The sequence below is a fragment of the Stenotrophomonas sp. YJH_SMC_8 genome, assembly GCF_059371315.1.
Window position 1 is genome coordinate 52,142 of record NZ_JCAFUL010000003.1, and the last position, 12,209, is coordinate 64,350.

9 protein-coding genes are annotated in these 12,209 nt (G+C 66.1%); 6 read left to right on the top strand and 3 right to left on the bottom strand.

The window, feature by feature from the left end; all coding sequences use genetic code 11:
• The first annotated feature begins 58 nt into the window (after positions 1-58).
• From AC5P88_RS04045 to AC5P88_RS04060, 4 genes are read left to right on the top strand one after another with little or no spacing between them, the layout of a single operon-like run.
• Entirely contained in the window at positions 59-1,471 is a 1,413-nt protein-coding gene (locus AC5P88_RS04045) for a TolC family protein (protein ID WP_495224371.1), read from the top strand.
• Positions 1,464-2,477, top strand: a complete 1,014-nt coding sequence (locus tag AC5P88_RS04050; protein WP_478446809.1) for an HlyD family secretion protein — start codon at positions 1,464-1,466, stop codon at positions 2,475-2,477. The genes AC5P88_RS04045 and AC5P88_RS04050 overlap by 8 nt, the downstream gene beginning before the upstream one ends.
• Positions 2,462-3,649 carry an ABC transporter permease gene (locus AC5P88_RS04055; protein ID WP_495224373.1) on the top strand — a complete coding sequence of 396 codons (1,188 nt, stop codon included), beginning with the start codon at positions 2,462-2,464 and terminating at the stop codon, positions 3,647-3,649. The genes AC5P88_RS04050 and AC5P88_RS04055 overlap by 16 nt, the downstream gene beginning before the upstream one ends.
• Positions 3,646-4,773: an ABC transporter permease gene (locus tag AC5P88_RS04060; RefSeq protein ID WP_495224374.1), complete on the top strand. Its 1,128-nt coding sequence runs from the start codon at positions 3,646-3,648 to the stop codon at positions 4,771-4,773. Before AC5P88_RS04055 ends, AC5P88_RS04060 begins: the two co-directional genes overlap by 4 nt.
• A gap of 126 nt (positions 4,774-4,899) precedes the next feature.
• On the opposite strand, the gene AC5P88_RS04065 is transcribed toward AC5P88_RS04060, so the two are convergent.
• The 3 genes from AC5P88_RS04065 to AC5P88_RS04075 all read right to left on the bottom strand — a co-directional run bounded on the left by AC5P88_RS04065 (position 4,900) and on the right by AC5P88_RS04075 (position 8,411).
• The gene (locus AC5P88_RS04065) at positions 4,900-5,268 is read right to left on the bottom strand and encodes a glycine zipper 2TM domain-containing protein (RefSeq protein ID WP_008268471.1); all 369 of its coding nucleotides are present in this window, start codon (positions 5,266-5,268) and stop codon (positions 4,900-4,902) included.
• A 165-nt stretch (positions 5,269-5,433) separates the two neighbouring features.
• A complete protein-coding gene (locus AC5P88_RS04070) occupies positions 5,434-7,656 on the bottom strand; it encodes a methyl-accepting chemotaxis protein (protein ID WP_111112100.1) in 2,223 nt (740 codons plus the stop codon).
• 272 nt (positions 7,657-7,928) lie between these two features.
• The gene (locus tag AC5P88_RS04075; protein WP_495224375.1) at positions 7,929-8,411 is read right to left on the bottom strand and encodes a hypothetical protein; all 483 of its coding nucleotides are present in this window, start codon (positions 8,409-8,411) and stop codon (positions 7,929-7,931) included.
• A 601-nt stretch (positions 8,412-9,012) separates the two neighbouring features.
• Between AC5P88_RS04075 and AC5P88_RS04080 the strand changes: the two genes are divergently transcribed.
• Both AC5P88_RS04080 and mutS read left to right on the top strand, forming a co-directional pair.
• Positions 9,013-9,405: a barstar family protein gene (locus tag AC5P88_RS04080; RefSeq protein ID WP_495224376.1), complete on the top strand. Its 393-nt coding sequence runs from the start codon at positions 9,013-9,015 to the stop codon at positions 9,403-9,405.
• A 135-nt stretch (positions 9,406-9,540) separates the two neighbouring features.
• Positions 9,541-12,132, top strand: a complete 2,592-nt coding sequence (mutS, locus tag AC5P88_RS04085; RefSeq protein WP_495224377.1) for a DNA mismatch repair protein MutS — start codon at positions 9,541-9,543, stop codon at positions 12,130-12,132.
• The last annotated feature ends 77 nt before the right edge of the window (positions 12,133-12,209 follow it).

Here is a 12,209-nt window from a genome sequence, read left to right on the forward strand (position 1 = left end):
ACCCGGGCTTCACGCCACGCGCACTACCGTTTGCGCACTTCTTCACCACTGGGACGGCATGGGCGTGATCGGCCGACGTACAAGGATGCACCGCGCGAAGGCCGCGCTGGCGCTGGCGCTGGCGCTGGCAACCTGCCTGCCACCCGCCGCACTGGCACAGACCACCGGCGATGCACCCGCATTGGAGTGGGAACAGGCGCGGCAACGGTTGGAGCAGGTCTCCGATGCACTGGCCGCCGCCGACGCCGCCGTGCGCAACAAGCAGGACCTGCAGGAGGCGACCCGCCTGCTGCGCCTGCCCGAAATCACCGGCGAAGTACGCCGGCTGCAGTTCCAGAAGACCCTCACCCTGCCGCTGGGTTCGCTGGCGCCGGTCGCCGAGGCCTATGGCATCGACTCGCCGCTGTCGTTCACCGAACGCGACTGGAGAACGCGCCCGGTGGTGACTGCTGTGCTGCCGCTGTACACCGGCGGCGTGATTCCGGCCGCGCAACGTGCCGCCAGCGCCGCCCACGAACAGGCCAGCGCCGAGCGCGAGGCACAGCGCCAATCGCTGACCGTGCAGCTGGCCCAGGCCTATTTCGGCCAGCGGCTGGCCGAGCAGGCCGTGGACGTACGCCGCGACGTACGTGATGGCCTCAACCGCCACCTGTCCGACGCGGAGAAGCTGGAACGCGAGGGCTTCGCTACCCGCGCCCAGCGCCTGCAGGCCACCGTGGCACGCGACAAGGCCGAGCGCGAATACCAGAAGACGGTGAACGACCTGGCCACGCTGAAGGCCGCACTGGCCACGCTGCTGCGCAGCGGAGGCGAAGTGCAGCCGGTATCGCCGCTGTTCGTGCAGCGCGTGCCACTGGAACCGGTCGCCAGCTTCGAGCGCACCGCCCAGGCGCGCCAGCCGCAGATTGCGCGCCTGCGGGCGATGGTGGCGCAGGCCGAACAAGGCGTGCGCGTGCAGCAGGCCAAGCTGAAACCACAGATCTTCGCCTTCGGCCAGTACGACTTCCGCCGCCGCGACGAAATGCTGACTGATCCGGACTGGGCGTTCGGCATCGGCCTGAAGTACACCTTCCTGTCGCCGAACTCGCGGCCGGCGCAGATCAGTGCCGCGCGCGCGCAGCAGGAGCAGGCCGAAGCCGGCCTGCGCGAGGCCGAAAACCAGGTCGCACTGGGCGTGCGCAAGGCCTGGAACGAACTGGAGACCGCGCGCCAGCAGTACGTGCTGCTCGACAGCAGCATCGCCCAGGCACAGGAAAACCTGCGCCTGCAGGAACTGGCGTTCCGCGAAGGCCAGGCCACCTCGCTGGATGTGATCGACGCGCGGCTCGGCCTCGGCGGCGCCCGTGTCGAGCGTGCGCAGGCCGCCTACCAATACGATATTGCGCTGGCACAGTTGCTGGAGATCAGTGGACAGATGGACCGTTTCGAAGAGTTCCGGCGGCGTGCGGACGAGGTGATCGACCATGAGTGATGTGCTGCACGACGAAGCGACGACGCCCCCTGGCAAGCGCCGGCTGGGACCTATTCTGGTGGTGGTATTGCTGGTCGTGGTGGTGCTCGGCCTGTGGCTGGCCTGGCGCAGCCCGGCGGACCAGATCCAGGGCATGGCCGATGCGGACACCATCAACGTTGCCGCCAAGATCACCGCGCGCGTGGCCGAACTGAAGGTGCGCGAGGGTGACCGCGTGCAGCCCGGGCAGGTGCTGTTCCTGCTCGACAGCCCCGAGGTCGCCGCCAAGGAACAGCAGGCACACGGTGCCCTGGCCGCCGCGCAGGCAGTGGCCGACAAGGCCGACGAAGGCGCGCGTAGCGAGGACATCCGCGCCGCCGAAGCGAACTGGAAGCGGGCCGAAGCCGGTGCGACGCTGGCTGAAGCCACCTACCAGCGCGTGCAGAACCTGTTCAACGAAGGGGTGATGACCCGGCAGAAGCGCGATGAAGCGCATGCCCAGGCCACCAGCTCGCGCGAACTGGCGCGTGCCGCCCGCGCGCAGTACGACATGGCATTGGCCGGCGCACGTGAGCAGGACAAGCGCGCGGCGCAGGGCCAGGTGCAGCAGGCACAAGGCGCGGTGGCCGAGGTCAACGCTGCGCGTGCCGAAGTGGAAGGACGCGCGCCGGTGGCGGGTGAGATCAACAAGCGCATGGCCGACCCGGGCGAACTGGTGCCGGCCGGCTACCCGGTGTTCACCCTGGTCGACATCGATCGCATGTGGGTAGCGATGAACCTGCGCGAATCGCAGATGCAGGGCCTGAAGGTCGGCAGCAAGCTGCAGGGCAGCGTGCCGGCACTCGGCCTGGACGGCGAGTTCGAGGTCTACTTCATCAACCCGGCCGGCGACTATGCAACCTGGCGCACAACCCGCCAGTCGTCCGGCTACGACGTCCGCAGCTTCGAGGTGCGGGTGCGCCCGGTACGCCGCATCGAGGGTTTCCGCCCCGGCATGAGCGTGCTGTTCGCATGGCCCCAGCACTGAGCCCGGATACCGGCGGTTTCGGCGCCTCGTGGCGGCGCGAGTTGTATGCGCTGCGCGGCAACCGCGCCGACCTGATGCTGGTGACCCTGCTGCCACTGCTGATGCTGGTAGTGATGGCGTGGATGTTCACGCCTTCGGTGATGCGCGACATCCCCATTGCCGTGGTCGATCTCGACCACAGCAGTGACAGCCGCCTGCTGCTGCGCATGCTCGATGCCAGCCCCGGCGTGCGCATCGCCAGCCAGCCTGCGGACATGGAAGATGCGCGTTCGCAGCTGCGCCACCTGGATGTGTTCGCCATCGTGCTGGTGCCGCGCGACGTCACCCGGCAGGCCCTGCGCGGCCGCCAGGGCACGGTGTTCGCCTATTACAACGCCACCTACATGACCACCGGCCAGTCGGCGGCACGCGATATCGGCGATGCGGTCTCGGCCTGGAACGCACGCCTGCTGCGCGAGCGCATCGGCCTGCAGGTCGGCCCGGGCAAGCTGCGTGCAGCACCGATCGCGGTGCAGTCGGACATCCTCTACAACCCGGCGCGCAGCTACGAATTGTTCCTGCTGCCGCTGATCTTCCCGGCAGTGTTGTCGCTGGTGCTGGCGCTTGCCGTGGCTGGCAGCCTCGGCCGCGAGATCCGCGACGGAACCCTGCCCGCCTGGCTGGGCCGCACGCCGTGGGCTGCGATTGCCGGCAAGATCACGCCGTACATCCTGTTGTTCTCGCTGTATGGCGCGCTCGGCATCGGTTACCTGGCCTGGCTGCGCGGCGATGGCGTTGCGGGCAGCGTGCTCCTGCTGCTGCTCGCGCAGCCGGTGTTCTACCTGGCCACCGCCGCCTATGCGCTGTTCTTCGTCGGGGTCACCCGCGACATGGGTACTGCGCTATCCGCGGTGGGCCTCAGCATCGGCACCGCGCTGGCATTTTCCAGCGCCACCTTCCCGGTGCTGGATGGCCCCCTGTTCACCCGCATCTGGCATCAACTGCTGCCACTCAGCGCCTACATCAAGCTGCAGACCCAGCAGCAGTTCATCGGTTCGCCGCTGCAGGTTTCGGCATGGCCGCTGGCCACGCTGTTGTTGATGACGGTGGTGGCCGGTGGCATCGGCGGCGTGCGCCTGATCGCCTTCGCGCGCACGCCCGAAGCCGCACAACCGGCAGGGGCAGACGCATGAGCGCACTGTGGCGCAGCCTGCGGCAGACCCTGATGGCGGTGCTGTGCGACCGCTACGCGATCGTGGTGATGGTCGGTGCGGTCATCCTGTACTCGTTCTTCTACCCGGCCGCGTATCGCCACCAGGTGGCCGGCAACCTGCCGGTGCTGGTAGTGGACGAAGACCACAGTGCCACCAGCCGCGAGCTGCTGCGAAAGCTCGATGCACTCCGCGTTGCACGCGTGGTCGGGCAACCGGCGGACATCGACAGTGCGCGCCAGCAGCTGGAAGCCGGCCATGCCGAAGGCATCGTGCTGATCCCGGCCAACCTGGAGCGCGACATCCTGCGCGGCCATCCCGCCAAGCTGGTACTGCTCGGCAACGGCGCCTACCTGGGCCGTGCCAGCTGGGTGCTGGGCAGCGTGGCCGATGCACTGGGCGCATTCGGGCGTGACGCCGTGGTCGGCCAGGCGGCCTTCATGGGCGCACCGCAGGCACCACCGGTCACGCTGGTGCAGCGCCCGCTGTACAACACCCAGGAAGGCTATGGCAGCGCCATCGTGCCCGGCGTGGCCGAGCTGATCGTGCACCAGACCCTGTTGATGGGCATCGGCGTACTGCTCGGCGGCCGCCGACTCGTACTGGGCCGCCGCCTGCGCTTCGACCTGCCGACGCTGACCGGCATGGCATTGGGCTTCGGCCTGATCGGCCTGTTCGGTCTGTTCTACTACGCCGGGTTCACCGCGTGGGTGCAGGACTATCCGCGCGGCGGCAATCCGCTGGGCCAGCTGCTGGGCGGCACCTTGTTCATCGCCGCCACGGTGGCGTTCGGCCTGTTCGTCGGCAGCTTCTTCCGCACCCGCGAACGCGCCTTCCAGTACATCATCGCCACCTCGATCCCACTGTTCTTCCTGGCCAACCTGTCGTGGCCGGCGGTGATGACGCCGCAACCACTGGTCTGGCTGGCGCAACTGCTGCCCACCACCTCGGGCATCAACCTGATGGTGCGCCTGAACCAGATGGACGCTCGCCTGGCCGAAGTCAGCCACGAACTGATCACCCTCACCGTCCTGTTGCTGCTCTACGGCAGCCTCGCCACCTGGCGCCTCCTCGCCCAAAAGGGGACGGAGGGGATTAAGTCGTAAACGGCAAGGTTGGGGGATTGCGACTTGATCCCCTCCGTCCCCTTTTCTGAAACAACGAACGCCGGCGCGGGGCCGGCGTTCGAGCACTGCGGTGTGGAAGGGGAAACGAGGTCTGGCTGTGAACGATCAGCGGTAGACGCGTTCGCAGCGGCGTTCAACGACGCGGTCGCCGTTCTTCTGCTGCTGGTTGCCCTGGATCTGGCGGCCGGCCGCACCGCCGGCTACAGCACCGGCCACCGTGGCCAGTTTCTTGCCGTTGCCGCCGCCGACCTGGTTGCCCAGCAGGCCACCGATCACCGCGCCCGTGGCGGTACCGGCAATGCGGTTGGGATCGCGTGAGTTGCGCTGCACTTCCACGTTCTTGCAGACCACGCGGCTGCCGTCGTTGAACTTGCGTCCTTCATCGCGCGGCCCGTAGGTCTGCGCACCCGCGACGGACGAAGCCGCCAGCAGCGTGCCCAGTACAAGCAGTCGGGTCGAGGTCTTCATGGCCATCTCCTGAGGTCCGGTATGTCGCAAGTCTCCTCCCGGGGTTGGCAACCCGAAGTGAAATACGCGTGTCCGCCGCCTCACCGGCCATCGCGCGTTCAGGAAGAAAGTTGCGCCCATCGCGATCAGCCATCGCGATGGGCGCCGTCTCCCTACCGGCATGCGCTGTTGCTAGAACTCTTCCCAACCACCCGCGTTGGCAGCCAACGTCGGCTCGATGCGCGGTGACAGCACCGCCGGGCGTCTCACCGGCGTGACCGAGGCCGCTACCGCCGCAAGCGCGCGCGGCACCGATACGGCTGCCGCGGCTGCCCCGGTGCGGAACACCGACACCGCTTCGGTCAGCAGGTTGGCCTGCTCTTCCATGGAACGCGCTGCGGCGCTGGCCTCTTCCACCAGCGCGGCATTCTGCTGGGTGGTCTCGTCCATCTGCACCACGGCCTGGTTGACCTGCTCGATGCCCGAACTCTGCTCCTGCGAGGCGGCGGAAATGTCGGCCATGATGTCGGTCACGCGCTGCACCGACGCCACGATCTCGCCCATCGTGGTGCCTGCCTGGCGGACCAGCGCCGATCCATCGGCCACCTTGCCAACCGAATCCTCGATCAGGCCCTTGATCTCCTTGGCCGCACCGGCCGAGCGTTGTGCCAGCGTGCGCACCTCGCTGGCCACCACGGCAAAGCCCCTGCCCTGCTCGCCGGCACGAGCGGCTTCCACTGCAGCGTTAAGCGCCAGGATGTTGGTCTGGAATGCGATGCCATCAATGACAGAAATGATCTCGGCGATCTTCTTCGAGGAGGCTTCGATGGCCGACATGGTGGTCACCACCTGTCCGACTACCTCGCCGCCCTGCGAGGCAACGCCATGCGCGCCGATGGCAAGCTGGTTGGCCTGGCGGGCGTGCTCCGCATTCTGCTTCACCGTGGACGTCAGCTCCTCCATCGATGCGGCCGTTTCTTCAAGGTTTGCCGCCTGCTGCTCGGTGCGCCGCGACAGATCAGTGTTGCCCGACGCGATCTCGCCTGCCGCCAGGGTGATGCTGGACGCACTGGTCTGGATATGTCCCACGATTTGCTTGAGCTGATCGACCGTGGCGTTGCAGTCATCGCGCATGCGCGCGAAGACCCCATGGAAGTCGCCCTGCATGCGCACGGTCAGGTCACCGCGCGAGATCGCCTGCAACAGGGTCGACACCTGTACCAGATTCTCGTCGGTGGTCTGCATCAGCCGATTGAGCCCGGCTACCATCTCGCGGAAGTCGTAGGCGAAGCGATCTTCGTCACCGCGCAGGCTGAAGTCACCGGCGGCTGCGGCCGTCGCCAAGCGGCGGATCTCACCGTTGATCGCCGACAGGCTCGTCTTGGTTTCGTCCATGGCCTGGGTGATTGCGGCCTTCTCGCCCGGCAACGGATCCATGTCCACTGACAGATCACCGCGGGCGTAATGCTTCATCACCTCGATCAGGCGGTTCTGCACCTGCACGTGAGAGCCGACCAGCGCATTCGTCTCGTGCACCATGCGCCCGTAGTCGCCGGGGAAAGCACTCTCATCCATGCGGTAGCTGAGGCTGCCCGCATCGTGCTGGCGGGCCAGCTCGCCCTGCGCCGCCATCACCGACTGCAACTGCGCCTGCATGCGCTGCATCGACCTGAGCAGCTGGGTCACCTCATCGTTGCCGGACGCGTCGATGCTGCTGTCCAGGCGGCCACCGGCAATACCGTCGGCCAGCTTCACCGCCCCTGCCAGCGGACGGGTCAGGCTGCGGGTAATCGCCCATGCCGCCAGCGAGCCCAGCAGCAGACTCATCACACCGAACACGATCGACAACGTACCGGTCCATGATTCGGTCGCGCGGTACTCCTCGCGGCTGCGCGCTGTCAGCGCCTCCTGATGCCGCAGCAGGGTCGAGATGGCTTCATTCCAGGCCGTCGCCAGGCCATGTTCGGCCAGCAGTTCCTTGGCCGCGCCGTCGAAATCGCCGGCCTTCATGCGCTCATGCAGGTGCTGGGTGGAAGCATCGGTAGCCTTGCGCGCCGCCTCGATCTTCGCCACCAGGGTATCGCCGGTGGCATCACGTGGAATCTTGATGTACTTGGCCCAGATACCATCGTAGGTCTGCGACAGCTCCTGCGCCTTCTGATAATCCTTGTCGAAATCCTCGCCGCGCTTGATCACCATCAGCCGGCGATGCATCAGCACCGCGTTGTTGGTATCCAGCATGTCGTTCAACAGCCGCATCTTCACCATGTTGACGTCCACCACTTTCTCGAACTGGGCGGACTTCAGGTGATTTCCGTACAGCACGAGGCCAACGATGGCCACGATGAACAGCAGCAGCAGACCAAACCCGGCACCCAGCCGGGATCCCACTCGGAGGTTGCGTAAGGCGAGCATCTCAATTCCCTTGATCGTGGCCGTACGAACGGTGGCGGCGCAGGAGAGGGAAACTTTATGGGTCGATATTATTATATCGATCCAAAACTATGGAACTGTGCAGACAGGCGTGAAGAACACATTTAATGGAGGTGGTTATTCCTGCTGGGCATGTCGATGTACGAGCATGGCAATCGCAATCATCACGCCGCGCTCACGACGCGCGACCGCAGATAACGTCTTCCGTTCGAAATTGCCATCAGAGCTGCAATCTGGCATTTGCCATCGCAGGGCTACCCGCGCTGCTGCAACCTCATCCGAACATCCCCCAACGCTGGCACAGTGCAGGAGAACTCTCTGCCGATCTGCTGGAAGCCATCCCTCCAGCAATAGAGCCTGTTGTCCTCGGCCACGACAGATACAAGCCGCATCAGCAGCCACTCGTCGGATTCATCACCACCGTCGTCCAGCTCAAAAACAAGCAGAGCTTCCTCAGCGACGTCTACAGGCAGGCAAAATTCTGTATCGCCCAGGTAATCCACGAGTTCCCGACCCTTGAAGATTTCGACCCTTATGAAGGGGTCCAGCTCCCCTTGGGCTCCACTGCCACTGATCTCCCACTTGTTGACCTTCAAGTCAATGAAACTGCAATCATTGAGATTCTCGTCGCTCTGGAAATAGGAGACGGGAAGGTCACCCCATGCTGCACGTACCCACACGCTGCGCTGAGGCAAGACGATCGAGGAGTGCACGGAAATTGCGTACTTTCTACTCATGCCTATCCACGGAAATTGACTCCCAGGACGGGGCGACGGAAATTTCCTCAAGATACCCCTCAAGGTCTCTGAACGGAGAGACCCCTACCGCAGCCAAGGAGAACCACACGGCATCACACTCGTCGCAGACAAATATCTGAACGCCGCGCTCCTTTACTTGAGCTTTCAACACCTCACCCTGCTCACAACGGGGACAGATCAAACAACCCCCATCGCACCGGAGACGCAGATACAACGTTACTGACCATGCCAGAAACAATTTCCCAGACCTTTCTCGCCGATGATACAGGATGAGAAACTATTTCTATCACCCAGCCAATCATCACTGACAGTGGAAGTTGAGCGCGCCCGAGGGGGTCCTGCTGCCGATGGCACCAATCAATTAATAAGAAGAAGACTTCGGGCGAACTCTCTATCAGCTGCTGGCCCTGCTATTGGGGATGGGTCACATCGTTTTCTTCCCTGCAAACCGGCGCGCGCCACGACGGGAGTGCCGAGCACCTTGACTCAGCGAAGAAGTATGCGAAACCCCAGCATGGGTCCCAAAGCATCCGGCGCTCAGCCGTGCCCAACGCACAGGAAACGACGCTACAGTCGACATATGACGCTTGTCCTACAGATTGAAGGCGCTGCCATCGATGACATCGCGAGCCTGTACGCGGAGATCAACCGCGTGTTCATGGCCGACGAGGGCTGGCAGCTCGGGCCAAGCCTGGACGCGCTGGACGACCTGCTGCATGGCGGTTATGGCGCGCTGGCCGGCCAGGCACCGGCCACACTGATCTGGCGCGACATCGCCCACAGCCGCGCGGCGCTGGGCGTGGAGGCCACCTGCCAGTGGCTGCAGTCCAAGCTGGAAGCCCCGGGCACCTTCAACACGCGGGCCATTGCGCTCCAGCTGGACGCCCTGCAGCAGGGCCAGGGCCAGACCTACTTCGAGATCGTGATGGAGATCTTCGCCAGCCACCGGCAGATCACCCTCATCCCGGCCTGACTGCGTGCCCCGCACGGGCAATGCCCGCCAACCGCAGCGGCGTCCACCGGCCCCAGCAGTTACCATGGACGGCCCTGTACCTGCTCCGCCGTCGCCGCCCTCCGGCGCGACCGGATGCCCTGATCCACGAGTGCCATGTCCAAAGACAAGTCCGCCGAACACACCCCGCTGATGAAGCAGTTCTTCGCAGCCAAGTCCGACTATCCGGACCTGCTGCTGTTCTTCCGCATGGGCGACTTCTACGAGCTGTTCTACGACGACGCCCGCAAGGCCGCGCGCCTGCTCGACATCACACTGACCCAGCGCGGCAGCTCCGGCGGCGCGCCGATCCCGATGGCCGGCGTGCCGGTGCATGCCTACGAAGGCTACCTGGCGCGGCTGGTGGCGCTGGGCGAGTCGGTGGCGATCTGCGAGCAGATCGGCGATCCGGCGCTGGCCAAGGGCCTGGTCGAGCGCAAGGTGGTGCGCATCGTCACCCCCGGCACCGTCACCGACGAAGCGCTGCTGGACGAGCGCCGTGACACCCTGCTGATGGCGCTGTCGCGCACGAAGCAGGGCTACGGCCTGGCCTGGGCCGACCTGGCCGGTGGCCGCTTCCTGGTCAATGAAGTCGAGACCGACGACGCGCTGGAAGCCGAACTGGCCCGACTGGAACCGGCCGAGCTGCTGGTGCCCGACGAGGAGAACTGGCCGGAGTTCCTGCGCCAGCGCACCGGCGTGCGCCGCCGTGCGCCGTGGCTGTTCGACGCCGACAGTGGCCGTCGCCAGCTGCTGAACTTCTTCAAGCTGCATGACCTGAGCGGCTTCGGCATCGATGACAAGCCGCGCGCCACCGCTGCCGCTGGCGCCCTGCTCGGCTATGTCGAGGAAACCCAGAAGCAGCGCCTGCCGCACCTGACCTCGATCGCGATGGAAACTGCCGGCGAGGCGATCGCGATGAACGCCGCCACCCGTCGCCACCTGGAACTGGATACGCGCGTCGACGGTGATACCCGCAACACCCTGCTGGGCGTGCTCGACAGCACGGTGACGCCGATGGGCGGCCGCCTGCTGCGACGCTGGCTGCACCGCCCGCTGCGCCTGCGCGAGGTGCTGGTGCAGCGCCACCATGCGGTGGAAACCCTGATCGACCGCGGCAGCGACGCTGACATCCGCGAACAGTTCCGCCGCCTCGGCGACCTGGAACGCATCCTCACCCGCGTTGCACTGCGCTCGGCGCGCCCGCGTGACTTCTCCACCCTGCGTGATGGCCTGGGCCTGCTGCCGGCCGTGCGCGAGGTGCTGGCGCCGCTGGATTCGCCGCGCCTGCAGGCGCTGCACGCAGCGCTGGGCGAGCATGACGAGTGCGCGCAGCTGCTGGCCAGTGCGATCGCCGAAATGCCGCCACTGAAGCTGAGCGACGGCGGCGTGCTGGCCGATGGCTTCGATGAAGAGCTGGACGAGCTGCGCCGCCTGTCCACCCATGCCGACCAGTTCCTGGTCGACCTGGAACTGCGCGAGCGCGAGAGCAGTGGCATCCCCACCCTGAAGGTGGGCTACAACCGCGTGCACGGTTACTACATCGAAATCAGCAAGGGCCAGTCCGACCGCGCGCCGGTGCACTACACCCGCCGCCAGACGCTGACCAATGCCGAGCGCTACATCACCGAAGAACTGAAGGCGTTCGAGGACAAGGTGCTGTCCGCGCGCGACCGTTCACTGTCGCGCGAGAAGTACCTGTACGAGCAGCTGCTGGACACCTTGGGCGGCCAGCTGGAACCGTTGAAGCAGTGCGCCGCGGCGCTGAGCGAACTGGACGTGCTGGCCGCCTTCGCCGAACGCGCGCAGGCGCTGGACTGGGCGCGACCGGAACTGCAGGCCGAGCCCTGCCTGAAGATCGAACGCGGCCGCCATCCGGTGGTCGAGGCGGTGCGCGAGCAGCCGTTCGAGCCGAACGACCTGGACCTCCATCCAGACCGTCGCATGCTGGTCATCACCGGCCCGAACATGGGCGGCAAGTCGACCTACATGCGGCAGAACGCGCTGATCGTGCTGCTGGCCCACATCGGCAGCTTCGTGCCGGCCAGCCGCGCGCTGATCGGGCCGATCGACCGCATCCTGACCCGCATCGGCGCCGGAGACGACCTGGCCCGCGGGCAGTCGACCTTCATGGTCGAGATGGCCGAAACCAGCTACATCCTGCACCACGCCACCGCGCATTCGCTGGTGCTGATGGACGAGATCGGCCGCGGCACCTCCACCTACGACGGCCTGGCCCTGGCCGACGCGGTGGCCCGCCACCTCGCTTACCAGAACCGCTGCTACACGCTGTTCGCCACCCACTACTTCGAGCTGACCGCGCTGGCCGACGAACAGCACGAAGGCGGCCGCAGCGGCATCGCCAACGTGCACCTGGACGCGGTCGAGCATGGCGAAGCGCTGGTGTTCATGCACGCAGTGAAGGATGGCCCGGCCAACCGCAGCTTCGGCCTGCAGGTGGCCGCGCTGGCCGGCCTGCCGCGTGCCACCGTGGCGCAGGCCCGTCGTCGCCTGGCCGAGCTGGAGCAGCGCGGCGGTGAAAGCCACGCCGCCGAACTGGCACCGCAGGCGCTGGATGCACCGCAGCAGTTCGGCCTGTTCGCCGCGCCGGCCAGCAAGGCGCAGGAAGCGCTGGCCACGATCGATCCGGACGAGTTGACCCCGAAGCAGGCACTGGAAGCCCTGTACCGGCTGAAGGCACTGCTGTAGGCACACCAGGCCAGGGGGCACCATGCCCCCTGGAAGCTGCCACGAAGAATCCTGCATACTCGGCCACGCGGACCGCC

What these genes read in the sequence shown, in the direction of transcription:
- AC5P88_RS04045 (WP_495224371.1), top strand. Translation starts at nt 59, where the DNA reads ATGGGCGTGATCGGCCGACGTACAAGGATGCACCGCGCGAAGGCCGCG.
- AC5P88_RS04050 (WP_478446809.1), top strand. Translation starts at nt 1,464, where the DNA reads ATGAGTGATGTGCTGCACGACGAAGCGACGACGCCCCCTGGCAAGCGC.
- AC5P88_RS04055 (WP_495224373.1), top strand. Translation starts at nt 2,462, where the DNA reads ATGGCCCCAGCACTGAGCCCGGATACCGGCGGTTTCGGCGCCTCGTGG.
- AC5P88_RS04060 (WP_495224374.1), top strand. Translation starts at nt 3,646, where the DNA reads ATGAGCGCACTGTGGCGCAGCCTGCGGCAGACCCTGATGGCGGTGCTG.
- AC5P88_RS04065 (WP_008268471.1), bottom strand. Translation starts at nt 5,268, where the DNA reads ATGGCCATGAAGACCTCGACCCGACTGCTTGTACTGGGCACGCTGCTG.
- AC5P88_RS04070 (WP_111112100.1), bottom strand. Translation starts at nt 7,656, where the DNA reads ATGCTCGCCTTACGCAACCTCCGAGTGGGATCCCGGCTGGGTGCCGGG.
- AC5P88_RS04075 (WP_495224375.1), bottom strand. Translation starts at nt 8,411, where the DNA reads ATGAGTAGAAAGTACGCAATTTCCGTGCACTCCTCGATCGTCTTGCCT.
- AC5P88_RS04080 (WP_495224376.1), top strand. Translation starts at nt 9,013, where the DNA reads ATGACGCTTGTCCTACAGATTGAAGGCGCTGCCATCGATGACATCGCG.
- mutS (WP_495224377.1), top strand. Translation starts at nt 9,541, where the DNA reads ATGTCCAAAGACAAGTCCGCCGAACACACCCCGCTGATGAAGCAGTTC.